This is a genomic window from Paenibacillus sp. Cedars, assembly GCF_003184205.1.
In the GTDB taxonomy this organism is placed as follows: Bacteria; Bacillota; Bacilli; order Paenibacillales; family Paenibacillaceae; genus Paenibacillus_AQ; species Paenibacillus_AQ glucanolyticus.
Map to the genome: position 1 here is coordinate 5,832,501 of NZ_CP020866.1, position 21,189 is coordinate 5,853,689.

Genomic DNA, 21,189 nt, shown 5'->3' on the forward strand with positions numbered 1-21,189 from the left:
AAATATCCAGAACAAAACTTCACAGGCAACTATAAAAAAAACAATCATTTGGCCATCCCCTTATTTAATACAATCGTATTAAATAAATTTAACACAGCTTTGTTCCCTAAACAAGATACCCTCGTGAAATAAAAAAACAGCCCACTATAGATAACTATAGTCAGCTGCCTTTTGTACTACTTATGAAAACAAAGCCACTTCTATTCTTTATTGCGCATGTGTGGGAACAGCAAGACATCGCGAATGGATGGGGCATTGGTAAGCAGCATGATCAAGCGATCGATCCCGATACCAAGTCCGCCTGTTGGCGGCATACCATACTCCAGCGCACGCAAGAAATCTTCATCCATTTCATGTGCTTCATCGTTACCTTGCTCTTTTTCCTTCATCTGTGCTTCAAAACGTTGACGCTGGTCAATCGGATCATTGAGCTCAGAGAATGCGTTCGCATGCTCACGCGCCACGATAAACAGCTCAAAACGATCCGTGAACCGTGGATCCACGTCATTCTTCTTCGCAAGCGGTGAGATCTCAACCGGATGGCCGGTCACGAAGGTCGGCTGAATCAGCGTTTCTTCAACGAACTGCTCAAAGAATGCGTTCAGGATATGCCCGAATGTCATATGTGGCTCAACCGGAACCTTATGTTCTTTTGCCAGACGATGAGCTTCCTCATTGGACATTTCAACACCAAAGTCTACGCCCACAATCTCTTTGACAGCGTCCACCATGGATACACGGCGCCACTGCGGAGTCAGGTCCACTTCATGGCCTTGGTAGGAAATCACTTGTGTACCGAGCACTTCTTGTGCAATATGGGCTATCAAGTTTTCGGTCAGTGCCATAATATCCTTATAGTCCGCATATGCTTCATAGAGCTCGATCATCGTGAACTCCGGATTGTGACGGGTAGAGATGCCTTCATTACGGTATACACGGCCAATCTCGTACACTTTCTCCAAGCCGCCCACGATCAGACGCTTCAGGTGAAGCTCAATCGCGATTCGCATATACAGCTCCATGTCCAATGCATTGTGATGCGTAATGAACGGGCGTGCCGCAGCCCCGCCAGCGATCGAATGCAAAGTTGGGGTTTCCACTTCAAGATAGCCCAGGGAATCCAGATAACGGCGCATCGACTGGATAATACGGGAACGTGTAATGAACGTCTTTTGAACATCCGGATTGATGATAAGATCGACATAACGCTGACGATAACGAAGTTCCACGTCCTTCAGGCCATGGAATTTCTCAGGGAGCGGATACAGCGATTTCGAAAGAACCTCCAGCTCCTTCACTTTCACGGTTGTCTCACCGGTTTTGGTCTTGAACAAGACCCCCTTCACTCCGATGATGTCACCAAGATCAAGGATGCTGAATGCTTCATATTGTGCTTCTGCAACGGAATCCTGACGAACATAAATCTGAACGCGACCACTCAGGTCCTGAATATGAGCAAAAGAAGCCTTGCCCATGCCGCGTTTAGCCATAATCCGGCCAGCCAGGTTCACTTCCACCTGCTTCTCTTCCAGCTCTTCCTTGGAGAGTCCGTCATACTCTTTTAGAATATCACCTGCGTGATTTTCTCTTTCATACTTCCCACCAAACGGATCGATACCCAGCTTGCGAAGCTCGTCCAGTTTGTTGCGGCGGATTTGCAAAAGCTCACTTAACTCCTGCTCTTGTTCCTGATTGTTTATTTCTTCCGTCATCGTCATTCATCTCCTTCATTTCACTTCCATCGTGAATCCCCATAGAGCAGCACAAAAGCCGTCACCTACATACCATCCGGACAGCTCTCAAATCACTTGTATACATTCGCCAAGGACTTAAACGTATGGGCAGCCCAATCAGACTGCCAGCAACCATTTAAGCCCTTCACACGACCTTGCCTATTTAAAAAAGCCCCCCGAAGGAAGCTTTCTACATCACATTCCGACTTACTTCTTAATGTCTACAATTTTATATTGAATAACGCCCGCAGGAACGTTAACATCCACTACCGATCCTTTTTGCTTGCCAATGATCGCTTTGCCGACAGGACTCTCGTTGGAGATCTTGTTATTCAGCGGATCCGATTCAGCCGAACCAACAATGGTATATTCCATCGTGTCGCCAAATTCCAAATCCTCAACAAGCACCGTGTTGCCCACACCGATTATATCGGTATTGATATCATCATTGTTGATGATACGCGCATTACGGAGCATCTTCTCCAGCGTAATAATCCGGCCTTCGATAAAGGCTTGCTCGTTCTTGGCGTCTTCATATTCGGAGTTTTCACTAATATCACCGTAACCGATGGCAACTTTAATCCGTTCCGCCACTTCGCGGCGTTTTACAGACTTCAGATTCTCAAGTTCGTCCTCCAGTTTCTTCAGACCGTCCTGTGTAAGAATGACCTCTTTATCGCTCATAAACCGATTCTCCTGTCATGTAAATAATTTAAACCACGATATCAACTTACTATATGCGAATTCTTGGGGATCAGAACTCCCTCTGATGCCTGCTCAATTTCTTGAATTTATACTGAAAGATTATATGGGAACCATTTCAAAAAGTCAATGCGCGCAAAGGCTGTTACGGATGTCGCATACACGCACCCATTAACAGCCTGCAAGCAAGGTTACCCCATTGCCGCTGCGGCTTGAGGGTATACACTTTTCGTCGATTCTTCTTGGTGCTCCAAACTGTTCACAAAGTTGTCCAAGAGGCTCACCATTTCATCGCGCTTCGTTTCTTCCATAATGATATCTTTAATGCGGGCTGAACCCTTCAGCCCTTTCAGATACCAGGACAGATGCTTGCGCATTTCCCGTACCGCGACCTCTTCCCCACGCAGGGCAATCAAGCGGTCCATATGCAGGATAGCTATCCTGATTTTCTCCTGCGGAGCCGGATCCGGCAGCAGCTGGCCCGATTTCAGGTATTCTATGGTGCGATACAGCATCCAAGGATTCCCGAGCGCACCACGGCCGATCATGACTCCGTCGCAGCCCGTAATGTCCAGCATCCGGCGTGCATCCTCTGGCGTAACCACATCGCCGTTACCGATCACCGGAATAGAGACGGCTTCCTTCACTTGCCGGATGATATCCCAATCGGCATGCCCGGTGTACAGCTGCTCACGCGTACGTCCATGAACACTCACCGCCTGTCCCCCTGCACGTTCGACAGCTTGTGCATTTTCGACAGCATATATGTGATCGCTATCCCAACCCGTTCGCATCTTGACCGTTACCGGCTTGTTCACTGCATCAACGACTGCTGCAACCATCTCATAGATTTTGTTGGAATCCAGAAGCCAGCGTGCGCCAGCATCCATCTTCGTTACTTTCGGTGCAGGACAGCCCATGTTGATATCGATGATATCGGCGTTAGTCTGCTGATCCACGACTTTGGCCGCTTCCACCAGGGAATCACGGTCACCGCCAAAAATCTGCAGGCTCAGCGGCTTCTCCCGCTCGTCCACGAACAGCATCTCCTGGGTGCGCTTGTTCCCGTGAACGATCGCTTTACCGCTGACCATCTCAGCACAGACCAGCCCTGTGCCGAATTCCTTGGCAATCAATCGGAAGGCCGGGTTGCATACGCCTGCCATAGGAGCAAGAACAACCTGGTTCTTCATCTCGATGTTAGCGATTTTCAATTTATCCATTTCTTATATCACTCCTTTCCTATTCAAATATTTATAGTGGAAGGATCCTGTATACCCCGCCAGGCAGGATCCTTAAGTCTCAAACCAAACCATCATACGCATTAATCGTAGGGTAGTCCAGTCGAAAAATTTGCATATTTTCAGGTAGATAGCTACCCAAAAAGATCTCTCCTATATTAATACCGGGGTTTCTGAAAAATAAACCTGCCCTCGCGTCGTTATGCAGTCTATCTAGCTGCGCTCCTTAAGTTCCTGCAGTGTAATCTCCAGCGCATCCGCAATCTGCACCAGCATCTGCTCCTCGGCACGGCGGTTCCCCCGCTCAATTGAACCCAATACAGCCAAAGAAATACCGGTTCGCTCTGCAAGCTCTTGCTGGGTCAAACCCTTCAATTTTCGGAAAGCGCGGATACGCTGCGCCAATTGCTTGTTTTCCAAAGCTGTATTCCTTCCTTTCCTTCCAGGTTCTCAAGTGCTGTCTTCACCACGGGGTACAGACCCGAAGGTTCATGCTCAAACACGATATCGGAAAGCGGTCTGAGAACAAAGGCCCGCTCCTGCATACGGGGATGGGGAAGAATAAGGTCCGGCGTATCCAAACGGCGTCCTTCCATCCATAGCAGGTCCAGGTCCACCGTCCGTGGTCCCCAGTGTATATGACGGACCCTGCCAAGCTCTTTCTCAATCCGCTGCATTTCGGCAAGAAGCTCATGAGGACTCCGCGAGGTTGACAGGGCTGCCGCCATATTGAGAAACATCGGTTGATCAACATACCCGACCGGATCGGTCTCATACATGTTGGAAATGCGCTCTACCGTAATACCGGGCACTTCATCCAACCGTTCCAGAGCCTCCATCAGATTGCCCTCGCGATCTCCCAGATTAGCCCCTAAAGCAATATAAGCCTCTGAGTTCTCAGAGGTAGCGTGTGAATTCATGATCGTCTCACTTTCTGGTCCGGTGCAGCTCAATGGTCACACCTTCAAAATGAATATCAAAAGGCGGGTGCGGCTTCGTCAATCGGACCGTTAAAGCATCGATAATAGTATAAGTGTCCAATACCTTAGATGCAATATGCTCCGCTAAAGCTTCGATCAGGCGGAATGATTCTGTCCGCATAATGTCCAGCAAGAGGTCATGAATCTCGGCATAATTTACCGTCAGCGTCAGATCATCCGTTTTGGCAGCTTTACTCAAATCCATCTCCAGCTCAAGATCCACATAGAAGCGCTGTCCCAGCTTGCGCTCTTCCTCAAACACTCCGTGATATCCGTAGTATTCCATGCGGCTCAGTATCATCTTATCCATCTCAGATTCCGTCCTTCCGTATCCCCAAAAATTAAATGCGTCGAAGCTCCGTCGAAGCGTAAGTCATAGCATCACACATCTTCGCTGTACGTTTCATATGTTTCACGTCATGCACCCGAACGATCTGGCAGCCCTGCGCAATACCATAGGCCACCGTTGCCGCTGTGCCTTCCAGTACATCCTGCGCAGGGGCACCAAGCGCAGTCTGGATAAACCTTTTGCGGGAGGTTGCCAGCAGCACCGGAAATCCGAGACTTACAAGCTCATCGAGGGATGCCATTACCTTCATGTTCTCGTCATAGTCCTTGGCAAAGCCGATGCCCGGATCAAGCAGAATTTGATTATCTTTAACGCCAGCAGATCGTGCAATCTCGACACTTTCCAGCAAATCCCGTTTAACGTCCTCTATAAGATTGACATAGTTCCGATCAAGACGATTATGCATCAGAATAACGGGACACCCCAGCTCCGCTGCAGTTCTCGACATATCGGGATCATGTTTAAAACCCCAAATATCATTGATGATATGGGCTCCCGCTTCAATAGTCTGACGGGCAACCTCAGCTTTATAGGTGTCAATCGACAATGGGATATGCGGAGCATGCCGGTGAATAGCCTCTATAACTGGAATAACACGGGCGAGCTCTTCTTGAATCCCGACCGGCTCGTGTCCCGGACGTGTTGATTCCCCGCCGATATCGATGATGTCGGCTCCCTCTTCGACAAGCTGCAGCGCGTGCTCGACCGCTCGCTCCGTATCGTTATAACGGCCTCCGTCCGAGAACGAATCCGGCGTTACATTCAATATGCCCATAATGAGCGTGGACTGGCCCAGCTTAAGCGCAGCATCTTTGCTCAGACGATATTCACGTTCGTAAATGGTTGTTCTCATACATAATACCCTGCTTTCCTTCTATACGCACTCTGCAATGCCCGGGTTACTGGACCGGCCGCACCTTGTCCAATGACAATAGACTGATCTCCCGATCCAATCAGTGTCGTGACCGGTACGATTTCCTGAACAGAGCCTGTCGTAAATATTTCATCCGCTCCGCTGAATACTTCCCAGCTGTAGTGCCCTTCTTCGGCTTCGATTCCAAGCTCGGCAGCCAGTTCCAGGACAACGGCCCGGGTAATCCCCGGTAAAATGCCCGTACTGATATCAGGCGTATATAAATGCCCCTCTTTGACAAAAAAGACGTTGCTGACAATACCCTCAGCCACATCCCCTCCTGCGGTTAGCATCAAGCCTTCTGCCGGTCCGCCGGGATGGGCAGGATACCGCTCCAATTCCCGCTTTGCGAGTATATTGTTCATGTAATGCAGAGATTTCATCCGGACAGGGGATTCCGGTGTATTCCTTGGAAGAGACAGCAGGCGCATCACTCTGCCTTTTTCGTATACATCTTCCTTCGTGACCGGCAGCTCTTTAGCAAACAGGATCTCGAAGGGCTTCACATAATCACCGAGAGGCAGACCCAGCAGACCCTCGCCCGCCGTAACCGTATACCGGATATAAGCATCCTGAAGGCCATTAGCCTCCATCAGCTCCGATATCCAGCGGCTCATCCCGTCATGGTCTGTCATGTGGACTATCCCAAGCTGTCGGCAGCTATCCATAAGTCGTTCCAAGTGCCGCTCTAATTGAAATGGCTTCCCCTGATAGGTGCGAAACGTCTCGAATACGCCCATTCCGTACAGAAGACCGTGATCCATTACAGACACCACAGCCCCGGCAGCATCCACGATGCCGCCGTTCAAGCCAATGAATCTCATGCCTTGGCGCCAGCCGTGCGCTTCAAAAAGTTGCGCAGCATCTGATGACCGTGATCGGTAATAATCGATTCCGGATGGAATTGCACACCTTCAACCGGATATTGTTTATGGCGCAAGCCCATGATCTCGCCCTCTTCGGTCCAGGCGGTAACCTCAAGATCATCCGGCAGGCTCTCCTTCTCCACGATCAGCGAGTGATAACGCGTTGCAGTGAAAGGAACCGGCAGACCTTCAAAGACCGAATCGCCTGTATGGTGAATGGGCGAGGTTTTCCCGTGCATCAGCCGCTCCGCGCGAATCACTTTGCCACCAAAAGCTTGGCCTATCGCCTGATGACCGAGGCAAACACCGAAGATTGGAATGACACCCTTGAAGTGTTCAATAATCTCCAGGCTGATACCCGCCTCATTCGGTGTGGCCGGTCCAGGCGATATGAGAATATGATCCGGTGCCAATGCCTCGATCCCGGCAATATCAATCTCATCATTCCGGTATACCTTGACTTCCTCTCCGAGCTCTCCCAAGTATTGAACCAGGTTATACGTAAACGAATCATAGTTATCGATGACAAGTATCATGTTATTTCCCCCCTATATTCGCAGCCACCGCTGCAGCTTCTTCTTCACTGCACATCAGTGCCGCAATCAAAGCCTTTGCCTTGTTATGGCACTCCCTGTACTCTCGATAAGGATCGGAATCAATCACGATACCCGCTCCCGTCTGAATGTAGCCAATCCCATCCTGTACCGCAAGGGTCCGGATAATAATGTTTAGCTCCATATCCCCATTATAATCGATCCAGCCCATAGAGCCGGTATAAGGCCCCCGGGTAACAGGCTCCAGTTCTTCAATGATTTCCATGGTCCTGATTTTGGGAGCGCCTGTTATAGTGCCGCCAGGGAATGTTGCCGCGATGACATCATATGCATTGTTTCCCTCTGCAATTTGACCCTCCACCTGTGACACCAAGTGCATCACGTGGGAGTATCTCTCCACCGTCATCAGCTCAGGAACATGAACCGATCCGTATGCCGCAATCCGTCCAATGTCATTCCGCTCCAGATCAACCAGCATGATATGCTCCGCCCGTTCCTTCTCACTGCCAAGAAGCTCAGCTTCCATAGCAGCGTCCTCATCCGGGTTGCTTCCGCGGCGGCGGGTTCCTGCGATCGGCCGCGCAGACACAACATCGCCATCAAGCTTCACCAGCAGCTCCGGTGAGCCGCTCGCCAGACTAAAGCCAGGTGAGGACAAATACCCCATGTAAGGCGACGGATTCAATATACGCAGCCATTCATAAATATCAGCAGGGTCCGCATGCAGCTGCAAATGCCGCCTTAAGGATAAATTCACCTGAAACACATCGCCTTGGCGGATGTATTCTTGAATGGATAACACCGCTTGCTGGAATGCTTCTTGTGAAAAATCAATCTGCAGCCGATCCCAGATCTCAACGTTGGGCCCGGACAGCTCCTGTGCTTTTGCCTGCCGTTCCTGCCGCACATGCTCATCTTCGGACATAACACCGATTCCTGAATTTGTTCCAAACATCTCGTTCCACTGGGACAGCATGGATTCAGCTCTAATAGCGGCTGTTTCATATAACTGGCCCAATAGTTTCTCCTGCTCGGGCGCAAGTACCAAGTCATTACACGTGCCTGAAGGATCACCCGACACTGACACCGGCTCTTCTGACTGAATGTCCAGGGCTGCTGATTTGTTTGCCCATGGCAGCGGAACGTGAACCGAGCAGTACATGCTATCATCGGTGTGATCATATATCCAAATCTCTTCCATGCGCATCCACAGGTAATCCGGAAAGCCCGGCTCATCCTTGGCCATCGTGGGGAGCTGTTCAATCGAGCGGACCACATCATAGCTCAGGAAACCGGCGCAGCCTCCACGAAAATCGGGCCATCCCGGCACACGGGGGGCCTTCCAGGCTCCCATCCACTGCTCCAGGAGATGCAGCGGCTCTCCTGTTACGTTCGTTCTTTTACCGCTGGACAGCTCTATGACCTCGCCGCTGCTTCCTTTTCCCTGGAGAATGGAAACCGGCTGCAATCCAAGATACGTGTAGCGTCCGCCCTTGCCGCTCTCCAGCACGAAGGCATACGGCGACGCCGCTTTCCATGCATGTCTCCAGGACAAGGGCAACCCTCTTGATGTTCCTTTATATTGAACCAGATAGGGAACTACGGACCAGCCCTCTTTAGCCCATTCTTGCCACTGGGCCAGCTTCACTCTTCTTTCCATGCCGATCCTCCCTTAGTCTTCAAAAGCCTTACTGTTGCCTGTCAGTATACTGTATCCCGCTTCTCTTGAAAACCCTAAATAGGGCATGTCCCACAATAATTTTTGTCCATGGATGAGCCTGGATTCCATTAAAGCGTTCTCTTTGAGAGTAGTATACACAAAAAGCCCCCAATGCTATAAAACACATTGAAGGCTTCCTTATAACTACGTATGTCCAGACCCTAACGGAACGGGAAAATTCGCAGTTTTATCTTAAAGTCGTCTTATTCGAAGTTATAGAGAGGCGTGCTCAGGTAACGTTCCCCGTTACTTGGAATCACAGCTACCACCCGTTTGCCCTTACCCAGCTCTTTAGCCACCTTCAATGCAGCATATACAGCAGCACCGGAAGAAATACCGCCAAGAACGCCTTCTTCCTTCGCCACACGACGGGATGTTTCAAAGGCATCATCATTCTCTACGTGCACGATCTCATCGTAGATTTCTTGATTCAGGATTTCAGGAATAAAGTTTGCTCCGATGCCTTGAATCTTGTGAGGACCTGGTTTGCCTCCGGCAAGGATCGGCGAAGCAGCGGGCTCTACCGCAATGATTTTGATGTCAGGGAACTGGCCTTTCAGCACTTCACCTGCTCCTGTGATCGTACCGCCTGTTCCGATACCAGCGATGAACGCATCCAGGGAACCTCCGATGGACTCGATGGCTTCCACGATTTCAGGACCTGTCGTCTCACGGTGTATCTTCACATTGGCTTGGTTCTTGAATTGCTCAGCCATAAAAAATCCGGCATTTTCTTTCTGAATTTCTTCTGCCTTCTTAACCGCGCCGTTCATACCTTCCGATCCTGGCGTCAGGACCAATTCCGCTCCGTAGGCACGCAGCAGGTTGCGGCGCTCCAGGCTCATGGTTTCAGGCATAACGATAACTGCTTTGTAGCCTTTGGCAGCAGCCACCATCGCCAAACCGATACCCGTATTTCCACTTGTTGCTTCAATTATAGTATCACCTGGTTTCAAGCGGCCGTCTTTCTCCGCCTCTTCCACAATGCTGATTGCAATGCGGTCTTTAACGCTTGCTCCCGGGTTCTGGTATTCCAGCTTCAGATAAATCTCTGCGCTATCCTCGGGTACAATCCGGTTTAAACGGACAAGTGGAGTTCCACCGATTAATTCCGTCACATTATTGACGACTTTTGCCATGAATAAAGCCCTCCTCATAAATATAAAATGTACAAACATAGTCAATACATAATGATGTTATTCATTCTAATGTCGAATCATTGAATTTGTAGTGTCTGGGATGTGTTAAAAAGATAGTGGAGCCAGCATAATCTGAAACTTTCGATTATTTCGGCTTTCCTAATATCCGAGTAAAAAGGTAGGTTTTCGTTCTTTCATCTTATCAACGTTATAAGCCATTGTCAATATCCCATTGCTCGAAATTCAACATTTCTAGGCGGATTTTCCTGCGTCTCTTGAACGAGAAGAGGGCGTGTCCCTTACCATTGCGGAATCTGAAATGCCGCTGTGTCCCTTGCTTTGACGAATAAGGTTAACTTAAGTGAAAAAAAGCTCCTGCAGCAGATTTACTCCGCTACAGCGAGCTTTTCCTCATTTTGATCTACAGCGTGACTGTGCCCGCGCTGATTCGTGCCTCATACTTCTCCCGAAGCTGCCGCTCCAGTTCCGATAAGGATATCGACTGTTCCAGCGCTAGCTGCTTACGAACCGCTTCGCGAATCTTGTCCTCGCTGGGAGCCTTAGGCTCAATAATATCGTGCAGATAAACGATCGCATAGGTGTCTGTGAGTGAGATAGGTCCCGCAATATCCCCTGGTTCAAGCTCTAAAGCTGCATCAAGCAGTGCGGGCGGCAGAAAAGGATCATCCTCTTCGATCAGCCCTATCTGTCCGCCCTCCTCACGGGTGTATTCATCCAAGGATATCTCAGACGCGAGAGCAGCAAAATCTTCACCGTTCTCCAGCCGGTCCATGGCCTGGTTCGCCTCATCCTCCGAAGCCACTTCAATCATGGACAAATTCAGTTGTTTCTTGGGGCGAAATTGATCAGGGTACAACTCCAGATAAGCATCAATCTGCTGCGGTTCGATATAAACATCAGAGGTGGCGATTTTTTCAAGCAGCATCCTATAGGTCGTTTCCATCCTTAATTCTGCTTCGGTAATCCCTAACTGGTCTTCCATTTCCGATAAGAACCGTTCCTTTGAACCGTAGCTGCGGCTCATCACATCGATCTCCGCATCTACTTCCGCCGTCGTAATATCAATGCCCTTCGCCTTGGCCTCCAGAGCTACCGCTTGCCGATTCAGCATGGTCATCAGCATTTCACGGCCATAACGCTTTTTTAGCTCGTCAACCCATTCGTCTTCAGTGATCGCCCTGTCCTGTATGGATGCGACTGCCAGGGATCCATCTTTCAATGATGGCGAAGCCTCCTGCGAAAAAATCCCCGAAAACAGCACCCAGCCGCCCATACCTATTACGCATGCTGTCAAGACAATGACGGTCGCCCACAATCCCTTCTCTTGTCTCGTCATCACGGTCGCTCATCCCAACGTTAAGATTTGGCCCGCTCTAGCACGGATCTTAGCTGTTCTTCATCGTAAGTATATTTCTCATTGCAAAAATGACAGGAAACCTCCGCCTTGCCATCCTCTTCAATCATCTGCTCAAGCTCTTCAAGTCCTAAGCTGATCAATGCGCGCTCAACCCGCTCCTGGGAGCAGTCGCAGCTGAAGATCACTGGCGTTTCCTCCAGAATGGTCACATCCGGAACAACCCGCTTTAGGATATCCTCGAGCTCCAGTCCTTCTTCCAGCAGCTCGGTAATCGGTGGAATCTTGCTTAACGCAAGCTCCAACTCCGTAATCTCCTCATCGGACACTCCAGGAAGGAGCTGAATGATGAAACCTCCGGCATTCGCCACGGTGTAATCCGGTGAAACCAGCACACCCAGACTTACCGCGGAATTGGTTTGCTCCGAAACGGCAAAATAATACGTAAAATCCTCGGCCAGCTCACCTGAAATGATCGGAACGCTGCCCCGATAAGGTTCCTTTAGGCCGAAATCCTTAATCACATCAATGTGGCCGGTGGTACCCACCGCTGCTGCAACGTCCATCTTGCCCGGACGAATGTTCGTTAGCTCGACATGCGGATTTTTGACATACCCGCGAACTTCTCCGTTGGCACTACTCTCGGCTGCAATCAGTCCGATCGGTCCATCGCCGCGTACTTGTATGCTAAGGCGTTCGTCTCCTTTCAGCATGGCTCCCATCATCGCAGCTGCTGACACGGTACGGCCCAAAGCGGCTGTGACGACAGGGAACGTATCATGTCTCCGGCGCAACTCTTCTACCAGTTCGGTTGTCCGAACGGCAAATGTCCGTACTTTTCCGTTTAGTGCAGTTCCCCGCAGCATACGGTCTTTTTGTTTATCCATCTTGAGGCCTCCTTGTCCTTCTTAGTTGTTATGTCCAACTGAAGTATAACGATTAATTCCGTTCATAAATAATGCGCAAGCCTTCAAGCGTTAAAAGCGGGGCAATCTCCTCAATGGATTCCGTCTCGCTTGCGATCAGCTCGGCCAATCCGCCGGTAGCAATAACCTTAACATTGTCCGTTCCCATCTCGGCTTTTATGCGTTTGACCAGACCATCGACCTGGCCTGCGTATCCATACACGATGCCGGCCTGCATGGCATGGACGGTGTTGCGTCCGATTACCTTTTTGGGCTTCTCGAGCTCGATGCGCGGGAGCTTGGAAGCACGCTGTACAAGGGCCTCCGTGGCAATCCCAATCCCGGGCACTATAGCACCGCCGAGGTAATTCCCATCCCGATCAATGCAGTCAAACGTCGTCGCCGTACCGAAATCCACTACAATCAGCGGCCCTCCGTACTGCTCGACGGCTGCCACAGCGTTGACGATTCGGTCAGCGCCCACCTCACGCGGATTTTCGTACCGCAGATTAAGCCCGGTTTTTATGCCCGGTCCCACGATAAGAGGGGCTTTGCCAATGTATTTATTACACATCTCCTCAACCACGCCTACAAGCGGAGGAACTACGGAAGACACAATAACCCCTTCTATTTGGCTTACCAATATATTCGACATTTGAAACAAATTGTGAATTAATACGCCGTATTCGTCCACGGTAGATTGACGCGCTGTACTGATCCGAAAATCATGCAGCAGCTTCTTGCCCTGGTATACCCCCAGCACAATATTGGTATTCCCTACATCTACAACCAGAATCAATCCACTGCTCCTCCTTTCTTCTCGTTAAGATCCAGGCTGATATCCAGGCTGTGAAAAGAATAAGTCAGCCGTCCAACGGAGATCACATCCACTCCGGTTTCGGCAATCCCGCGCACGGTCTCCAGCGTCACGTTTCCCGACGCCTCGACACGCACATGAGGGGACCTGGCCTTGATTCTCCGAACAGACTCCGCCATCATGTCATGACTCATGTTATCGAGCATGATGATATCAGCGCCTGCCTCCAAAGCTTCATCCACCTGCACAAAACTCTCAGTCTCAACTTCTATGGTCATTGTATGTGGAATATTAGCCCTTGCCCGGCTCACCGCTTGCGCGATTCCGCCTGCACCCTTAATATGATTATCCTTGATCATGACGGCATCGTACAAGCCGAATCGATGATTCGCACCGCCACCGACCCGAACCGCATATTTCTCCAGCATACGGTGCCCTGGTGTTGTTTTGCGAGTATCCACCAGTCGGGTCGGTAATCCCTCCAGCATGTCAACAAAAGAACGTGTTCGGGTTGCTATGCCGGACAGCCGCTGAAGCAAATTCAAAGCGAGCCGCTCCCCTGTCAAAATACGATGCGTGCTTCCCTCCACTTCAGCGAGAATGGTACCCTTCTCCACCATGTCACCGTCACGGACAAATGCCGTAAACGTCAGGGAAGGATCGACCGTTTCGAATACGAGTTCTGCGGCAGGCATGCCCGCAACAACCCCTGCCTCCTTGGCATGAATAACAGCCTTGGATTCGTGACCCGGCTCAATCGTGGTAAGGGTTGTAATATCCCCTGATCCAATATCCTCTTGCAGCCATGTCCGAATGCTCTGGAGAAGGCCATCATGGTATCCGTTAAACATCATCGCTCAATTCCTCCGTCATCTCTTGATCCCGAGTATGCACAATATGCTTCTGCCATACGCTGTCGTTCCGATCCGGGAAATCCTCACGGTAGTGGGCTCCCCGGCTTTCTTCGCGACCCAGCGCGCCCTGAACCACGAGCAGGGATGCGGTGAGCATGTTGGCAAACTCGTATTCCTCACGTTTCGAGAGCAGCGCTTGGAACAATGGCAGCTGACGGCCAAGCTCTTCTGCAGCTCTTAATAGGGTATCCCGATTGCGGCGAAGCCCTGCATATCGTACCATCACTTTTTGAAGTTTCAGGCGTTTTTCAACTATCGCTTGTGACGGGGCATCCTTACGTCCAAGCTGATATGATACATGAAGAGGCCCTTCTGATGGTTCAGGGAGCTTCTGAATACGTTCCACAATGCGACTGCCGTATACAACCGCTTCCGAAAGCGAGTTGCTTGCCAACCGGTTCGCTCCATGAACGCCGGTAGACGAAACCTCTCCGCAAGCGAACAAGCGCTTCACGCTGCTCTCTCCGTGCAAATTGGTCTTGATGCCCCCCATCATATAATGCGCAGCCGGGGAGACCGGAATCCAATCTGACGATAAATCAAGTCCATACTGCATGCATGTCTCATAAATCGTCGGGAACCGATGTTTGACCATCTCTGGTGACTCATGGGTAATGTCCAGATACACAAAGGTAGACCGCGTCGCTTCCATCTCGCTGACAATGGCCCGGGCAACAATATCCCGGGGGGCCAGCTCCAGCAAGTCATGGTACTTTGGCATGAACCGTTCCCCTTTGATATTACGAAGAACAGCGCCCTCGCCACGAACCGCCTCGGAGATCAGAAACCGTGGTGCACCCGGATAGCTAAGTGCCGTGGGATGGAACTGAATGAATTCCATATCCCTGATGTCCGCACCTGCCCGGTAAGCCATAGCAACACCGTCGGCTGTCGCAACCTCCGGGTTGGTTGTATACCTGTACAGCTGGCCGGCGCCTCCTGAGCACATAATGGTCGCCCGCCCACGTACAAAAACCCGCCTGCCATCCGGCATCTGTACCAATGCACCGTGACATTCCCCTTGCTCCGTGACCAGATCAATGACAAAATGATCGTCCCATACTTCTATATTGTGAAGCATTTCAACCTGAATGGAAAGGGCACGTACAATTTCATATCCGGTAGCGTCCCCATTAGCATGAAGAATACGACGGTGACTGTGCGCACCTTCCTTGGTTAGCGCAAGCTCGCCATTCTCGACATCAAACATCGTCCCAAGACGAATCAGCTCCTGAACCCCAACCGGTCCCTCATTTACGAGGACATCCACCGCAGTAGATGAGCATAGTCCCGCCCCTGCCATCAGGGTATCCTGGCGATGGTAGACCGGAGAGTCATCTTCAGCTGTTACGGCAGCAATGCCGCCTTGAGCATAACGAGTGTTGCTCTCGAGCAGCGATTTCTTTGTAATCAGCAGCACCTTTTGAGTGGCACTTGCCAAAATGGCCGTATATAAACCCGCAATGCCTGAACCGATGACGATAACATCCGTCTGGACGACCGGCAGATCGTTCAGTTCAAAATCAATCAAATACTGCGGTATCACGATGCCTCACCTGTCTTTTCACGAAAGAGTAGCGCATGCTACTTAACCTGTAACATGCGCTCTAATGAAGTTCTGGCTTTCTCTGCAACGACCGGAGGCACATAAATTTGCGGCTTCATCGTTTCCAGTGCTTTGACCAGCTTTTTGAGATTATTCACTTTCATATTGGGACAAACCAGGAATTTCGTGGCAAAATGGAACGATTTATCCGGGCTATCCAATCGAAGCTGATATCCTGTGCCATCCTCTGTACCTACAATAAACTCCTTGGCAGACGAATTTTTGCAATATTCCAGAATCGCAGTTGTGCTGCCTACAAAATCACCCATCGCAACGACCTCCGGACGGCATTCCGGATGCACCACAAACTCGGCACCAGGATGCTTGGCTCTCATCTCGACAACATCCTTAACGGTCAGCATATCATGCGTGTTGCAGTACCCTTCCCAGATGATCAGCTTCTTGTCGGTATGCTGCTGGACGTAGTGCCCTAAATTTTTATCAGGCACCCATATAATTTCATCTGAATCGACGGATTGAATCACCTTTACCGCATTGGATGAAGTACAGCAGATATCTGTTTCTGCTTTGATCTCAGCTGATGAATTGATGTAAGTTACCACTTTTGCATTCGGGTGCTGCGCTTTCAACTTCCGCAAGCCGTCAACGTTCACCATATCCGCCATCGGACAACCGGCACGCTCATCAGGAATAAGAACGGTTTTGCCCGGTGCCAGGATTTTAGCGCTCTCACCCATAAAGTGCACACCGCAGAATACGATAACCTCAGCATCGGTTTGTGCTGCTTTCTGCGCAAGCAAGAAGGAATCCCCGCGGAAATCAGCGACCTCCTGTATTTCATCCCGTTGATAATAATGAGCCAAAATAATTGCGTTACGTTCCTTCTTCAATTGCATTAACCGCTCACGCAGTTCACGGTTTTGCTCTGCCTTACGCTCCAGTGCCAAAGCTTCCATGATCGACCCTCTCCCTTTATGTAGTCCGGCTGTAAACCGCTTGATGACCATGTGACTTCCAGGATGGTTTATACCTTTGTGAAAGGATGCGCATCCTTATTTAACAACTAATGTACACGTTCGTTCTGTGCCCTGTCAATGTGATAGAAAGCACAAAAAGAACCGGAAAACGAATTATCGTTCTCCGGTTCTTCGATTTTATTCGGTATTCGATGTTTTATCAGCGAATATTACGTTAACCTGCTGTTTCCGTTGTCCGATCCATCTGGAGGATCCTTACGGTCCGAATCTTTAGGCTCCGGCTGTTGATCATTCGAATCCATCGGGTTGTTCGGAATTTCTTCCGTGGAAATCGGCTGATCTCCGTCTTCTTTCCCTTGGATGCGAACTTTCACGTCACCAATGTTGTCGATGATCGGTTCGCCGCTCTCGGAAGAACCTTCACCTTCTCCATTGCCATTGCCTTCAGCTGATCCAGTCTCAATGAGATTCTTGATTTGCTCAAGCTCCAGTGTTTCCATCTCAAGAAGCGTATTCGCAATCAGGTGAACTTCTTTGGAATGCTTGGTCAGAATCTCTTTAGACTTCTCGTAACAATCGTTGATGAACCGCTGCATTTCTTGATCGATCTCATAAGCGATTTGATCACTATAGTTCTGCTCGTGTCCGATATCGCGTCCCAGGAACACCTGTCCTTGGGATGTACCGAACTGCATCGGTCCAAGCTTCTCACTCATACCGTACTCCACAACCATGCTGCGGATAATGCCGGTTGCCTGCTGGAAGTCACTGTATGCTCCGGTACCGATTTCGCCAATGAACAACTCCTCGGCTACACGACCACCAAGCAAACCGGATACACGATCAAGCAATTCCTGTTTCGTCACGAGCATCCGATCTTCCTTCGGCATCATAATGACGTATCCACCAGCACGACCACGAGGGATAATCGTTACCTTATGAACGGTATCCGCATGCTCGAGGAAGTAACCTACAATGGTGTGACCCGCCTCGTGATAAGCTACGATACGTTTCTCGCGGTCACTGATCACGCGGCTGCGCTTCTCCGTACCCACGATCACACGGTCGATCGCTTCATCCACTTCTCGCATGGAGATATCCTTACGATTGCGGCGTGCCGCAAGCAAGGCTGCCTCATTGAGGAGATTCTCCAGATCGGCACCCGTAAATCCTGTCGTACGTTTAGCGATGATGTCCAATTTAACATCCTTCGTCAACGGCTTGTTGCGTGCATGGACTTTCAGCACAGCTTCACGGCCCTTCACATCTGGACGATCTACTGTAATCTGACGGTCAAAACGTCCCGGACGAAGAAGCGCCGGGTCCAAAATATCCGGTCGGTTCGTTGCAGCAACGATGATAATGCCTTCGTTTGCTCCGAAACCATCCATCTCGACCAGCAATTGGTTGAGTGTTTGCTCACGCTCGTCATGTCCGCCGCCAAGACCGGCACCGCGCTGACGACCTACAGCATCAATCTCATCAATAAAGATAATACATGGAGCATTCTTCTTCGCATTCTCGAACAAGTCGCGCACCCGAGATGCGCCAACACCGACAAACATCTCAACAAAATCGGAACCGGAAATGCTGAAGAATGGCACTCCCGCTTCACCGGCAACAGCACGTGCCAGGAGTGTCTTACCGGTTCCCGGAGGACCGACAAGGAGAACACCCTTCGGAATGCGAGCGCCTACCGTGTTAAACTTGCGCGGATCTTTCAAGAAGTCAACAACCTCAATAAGTTCCTGCTTCTCTTCATCTGCTCCGGCTACATCTTCAAATGTAATCCGTTTCTTCTCTTCATTATATAAGCGGGCTTTGCTCTTACCAAAGTTCATCACTTTGCCGCCGCCGCCCTGAGCCTGATTAAACAGGAAGAAGAACAGAACAAACATAATGATGAGCGGAATAAAGGATGAAAGTAATGTCAGCCAAATGCTTTGGCCTTCCATTGGCACCACGGTCAGTTTGACTTTGTTGCTGTCACTGGCTGCAGTCAGCTCTTGCATAGCTGCATCCGTAGCAGGAATATAGGTTGAGAAATTCTCCGATTTTTTCTCTTCGGTAATCTCCCTATACTTACCGGTCACCAGATAAGCGTAACCGTCAAATTGCACCGTCATTTCCTCTATGTTGTTAGCTTTGACTTCCTGCCGCAGCTCGTTATAACTAGGGGCATCGGCTTGCTCGCCGCCATTGGTGACAAATTGAACTATGCCCACCACGACCAAAAATAGAATCAAATAAAAACCAGAATTCCGGATGAACCGACTCATCCCCTACCTCCTCTCAAGACACATAAGATATTTTACCACAGCCTGTCTGGCCATCTCAACAAAGGGCCCTAATCTGTGGCAGCAGCCCATTGGCGCGGTTTAACTGCTGTAGATTTCCGGCTTCAAAATCCCGATGTAGGGGAGGTTCCGGTAATGCTCGGCATAATCGAGTCCATATCCGACAACAAAAGCGTCGGGCAGTACAAACCCGGTATAATCAGCCTGCAAATCCACCGTACGGCGTGCCGGTTTGTCAAACAGGGTAACTACGCACACCGAATTTGCCTTACGGCTCTTAAGCAGCTCAATCAAATGACTTAGCGTAAGGCCGCTGTCGATAATATCCTCCACAATCAGAACATCTCTTCCTTCAACGGACGCGTCCAAATCTTTAATGATTTTGACCACGCCAGAGGATTTCGTAGATGCCCCATAGCTGGAAACAGCCATGAAATCCAGCTCCAGAGGTACTGATATGGATTTAACCAAGTCGGCCATAAAAATAAACGCACCTTTAAGAACGCAAATTACTAGTGGATTGCGTCCCGCATATTCGGCGCTTAGCTTGGAACCGAGTTCCTTAATTTTTGCGTGAATCTCTTCTTCACTGATGAGTATTTCCTGAATGTCATTCTGCAACTTAAGTGGACCTCCTACGTTTATACTATGAAAGCGTGAAACGGGCCATTCTTCGTTTAACACTTGCCTTAAGCATCCGATAGCTCCATCCGGAGAATTCGTGATGTGTGCCGCCCGCAAGCGGCATGAACGGAACGTCGTACACCTGGAATCCACACGATGCTGCCGGAACTGTCACAAAGAATAGGAATCCGGGAACGGACAGACGGTGGAATTTTCTCATCAATGAGAATATCTTTCACCTTTTTGCTTCCGTTTAATCCCATGATCTTCATCTTGTCTCCCGGCTGTCTGTTACGTACGGTTAAAGGAAACTGCAGCCCATCCGCATCAAAATCCGCCACAAAGGGCGATGGTCTGGAGCCGCTCCGGCTTTCGCTTCCTGTCTTTAACGACAATTTCAGCATTTTTCCGATTTCCTTAACATACAGCTCTGAAACATCAGGAGAATCAAGAATGTATATGTACTGTCCCTGTTCTTCCGGAGGCTTAGGCCAGAACTGGACTTGGCCATACTCGCGAACACAGGTAATGCCGTCGCCCAGATCCAGACGCCAATTGCTTCGTTGATCGTTAAGAATCCCTTGGCGAACCGATTCAATCTTGACAAAATCGGTGTTTTCCTGATCTGAGGGCAGGTAATTTAATATTAGTTTAATCAAACGCCGTTGTAAAGCGACATGTAAGCCCAAAAAGGAAGGCGCGTCGAAAGCGAGCCTCCCATCGTTCTCCTGCACCATTCTCCGAAATTGCTTCGCAGCTTCACGCTCCACAAAATCATCCTCCTGCTGGACAATTTCGGCCAGCTGATTGAGTGAGGAGGAGAACTGCCCATTGTATTGTTCCAGGAAAGGCAATACTTCCAGACGAATCGCGTTGCGGCGGTACTTCGTCTGCAGATTGCTGTTATCTACCGCATACTGGAAACCGCACACCCGGCACAGCTCCACGATATCCGCTTTGTACATACGAAGGAACGGACGGATAAGTTCCACTTTTTTTTCCGTGCGCTTAAATTTAATTCCGGCAAGCCCGGGAAGACCGCTTCCCCGCAGAAGCCTCATCAATACCGTCTCGGCCTGATCGTCGGCATGATGAGCAAGAGCCACTGAGCGTGCATTGTATTTCTGTGCAGTTTGCAGCAGAAATTCATAGCGCTTCTCTCTAGCTGCCTCCTGTCCTCCCTTGCCGCTCTCTTCCATATAAGCAGGAATATCAATGAACGCTGTCTCTAAGGGGAGCCCCAGCCGCTTCGCCAACTCACGCACCATCTCTGCCTCTTGATCCGATTCAGTTCGAAAGCCATGATGCACATGGGCGCAGATCAGCCTAAGCGGCGTATGGTTCAGCGAAATTTCGTGCAGCACGTGCAGAAGCGCAACGGAATCGGGGCCGCCGGAAACAGCGACCACGATACCATCACCCTCCGACCACAGCTCAAACTCTGCGGCGGTTCGCTCCACGTTATGAACAAATGTCCGTAAATAATCCTGTTTCACTTGCAGATCCCCTTTATAAC

At 50.0% G+C, this 21,189-nt stretch carries 21 protein-coding genes (1 of these 21 cut by a window edge); all 21 read right to left on the reverse strand.

Annotated elements, in window-relative coordinates; all coding sequences use genetic code 11:
• A protein-coding gene (locus B9D94_RS28115; protein ID WP_148248508.1) for a hypothetical protein crosses the window boundary here: on the reverse strand, positions 1-48 show its beginning. It extends 492 nt beyond the left edge of the window; 48 of the gene's 540 nt are visible here — the first part of the coding sequence; it begins with the start codon at positions 46-48; its stop codon lies beyond the left edge, outside the window.
• 152 nt (positions 49-200) lie between these two features.
• On the reverse strand, positions 201-1,712 hold the full coding sequence (gene lysS, locus B9D94_RS28120) for a lysine--tRNA ligase (protein ID WP_006207459.1): 1,512 nt from the start codon (positions 1,710-1,712) through the stop codon (positions 201-203).
• Positions 1,713-1,940: 228 nt separating this feature from the next.
• The gene (gene greA, locus B9D94_RS28125) at positions 1,941-2,417 is read right to left on the reverse strand and encodes a transcription elongation factor GreA (protein WP_006207458.1); all 477 of its coding nucleotides are present in this window, start codon (positions 2,415-2,417) and stop codon (positions 1,941-1,943) included.
• 209 nt (positions 2,418-2,626) lie between these two features.
• Entirely contained in the window at positions 2,627-3,658 is a 1,032-nt protein-coding gene (gene dusB, locus B9D94_RS28130) for a tRNA dihydrouridine synthase DusB (RefSeq protein ID WP_036640946.1), read from the reverse strand.
• Between the two features lie 231 nt (positions 3,659-3,889).
• Positions 3,890-4,096 carry a helix-turn-helix domain-containing protein gene (locus B9D94_RS28135; RefSeq protein ID WP_040680117.1) on the reverse strand — a complete coding sequence of 69 codons (207 nt, stop codon included), beginning with the start codon at positions 4,094-4,096 and terminating at the stop codon, positions 3,890-3,892.
• Entirely contained in the window at positions 4,048-4,596 is a 549-nt protein-coding gene (gene folK / locus B9D94_RS28140) for a 2-amino-4-hydroxy-6-hydroxymethyldihydropteridine diphosphokinase (protein WP_036640947.1), read from the reverse strand. Before folK ends, B9D94_RS28135 begins: the two co-directional genes overlap by 49 nt.
• A gap of 7 nt (positions 4,597-4,603) precedes the next feature.
• Entirely contained in the window at positions 4,604-4,966 is a 363-nt protein-coding gene (gene folB, locus B9D94_RS28145; RefSeq protein ID WP_006207454.1) for a dihydroneopterin aldolase, read from the reverse strand.
• A gap of 31 nt (positions 4,967-4,997) precedes the next feature.
• Complete coding sequence (folP, locus tag B9D94_RS28150) at positions 4,998-5,858, reverse strand: dihydropteroate synthase (RefSeq protein ID WP_148248509.1); 861 nt, start codon at positions 5,856-5,858, stop codon at positions 4,998-5,000.
• Entirely contained in the window at positions 5,855-6,742 is an 888-nt protein-coding gene (locus B9D94_RS28155) for an aminotransferase class IV (RefSeq protein ID WP_063478234.1), read from the reverse strand. The genes folP and B9D94_RS28155 overlap by 4 nt, the downstream gene beginning before the upstream one ends.
• On the reverse strand, positions 6,739-7,320 hold the full coding sequence (gene pabA / locus B9D94_RS28160; RefSeq protein WP_006207451.1) for an aminodeoxychorismate/anthranilate synthase component II: 582 nt from the start codon (positions 7,318-7,320) through the stop codon (positions 6,739-6,741). The genes B9D94_RS28155 and pabA overlap by 4 nt, the downstream gene beginning before the upstream one ends.
• Position 7,321: 1 nt before the next feature.
• Positions 7,322-8,998, reverse strand: a complete 1,677-nt coding sequence (locus B9D94_RS28165) for an anthranilate synthase component I family protein (protein ID WP_148248510.1) — start codon at positions 8,996-8,998, stop codon at positions 7,322-7,324.
• Positions 8,999-9,261: 263 nt separating this feature from the next.
• Entirely contained in the window at positions 9,262-10,197 is a 936-nt protein-coding gene (cysK, locus tag B9D94_RS28170) for a cysteine synthase A (RefSeq protein WP_036640953.1), read from the reverse strand.
• 421 nt (positions 10,198-10,618) lie between these two features.
• A complete protein-coding gene (locus tag B9D94_RS28175; protein ID WP_148248875.1) occupies positions 10,619-11,554 on the reverse strand; it encodes a peptidylprolyl isomerase in 936 nt (311 codons plus the stop codon).
• Positions 11,555-11,574: 20 nt separating this feature from the next.
• A complete protein-coding gene (gene hslO / locus B9D94_RS28180; RefSeq protein ID WP_063478232.1) occupies positions 11,575-12,459 on the reverse strand; it encodes an Hsp33 family molecular chaperone HslO in 885 nt (294 codons plus the stop codon).
• Positions 12,460-12,511: 52 nt separating this feature from the next.
• A complete protein-coding gene (locus B9D94_RS28185; RefSeq protein WP_006207446.1) occupies positions 12,512-13,276 on the reverse strand; it encodes a type III pantothenate kinase in 765 nt (254 codons plus the stop codon).
• On the reverse strand, positions 13,273-14,148 hold the full coding sequence (gene nadC / locus B9D94_RS28190; RefSeq protein ID WP_036640958.1) for a carboxylating nicotinate-nucleotide diphosphorylase: 876 nt from the start codon (positions 14,146-14,148) through the stop codon (positions 13,273-13,275). Before nadC ends, B9D94_RS28185 begins: the two co-directional genes overlap by 4 nt.
• Positions 14,138-15,754, reverse strand: coding sequence for an L-aspartate oxidase (nadB, locus tag B9D94_RS28195; RefSeq protein WP_148248511.1), 1,617 nt, complete (start codon positions 15,752-15,754; stop codon positions 14,138-14,140). The genes nadC and nadB overlap by 11 nt, the downstream gene beginning before the upstream one ends.
• A gap of 38 nt (positions 15,755-15,792) precedes the next feature.
• Complete coding sequence (gene nadA / locus B9D94_RS28200) at positions 15,793-16,731, reverse strand: quinolinate synthase NadA (protein ID WP_006207443.1); 939 nt, start codon at positions 16,729-16,731, stop codon at positions 15,793-15,795.
• Positions 16,732-16,961: 230 nt separating this feature from the next.
• Complete coding sequence (gene ftsH, locus B9D94_RS28205) at positions 16,962-19,031, reverse strand: ATP-dependent zinc metalloprotease FtsH (RefSeq protein WP_006207442.1); 2,070 nt, start codon at positions 19,029-19,031, stop codon at positions 16,962-16,964.
• Positions 19,032-19,130: 99 nt separating this feature from the next.
• Entirely contained in the window at positions 19,131-19,670 is a 540-nt protein-coding gene (hpt, locus tag B9D94_RS28210) for a hypoxanthine phosphoribosyltransferase (protein ID WP_006207441.1), read from the reverse strand.
• Between the two features lie 68 nt (positions 19,671-19,738).
• Positions 19,739-21,169: a tRNA lysidine(34) synthetase TilS gene (gene tilS, locus B9D94_RS28215; protein WP_148248876.1), complete on the reverse strand. Its 1,431-nt coding sequence runs from the start codon at positions 21,167-21,169 to the stop codon at positions 19,739-19,741.
• Between the last annotated feature and the right edge of the window lie 20 nt (positions 21,170-21,189).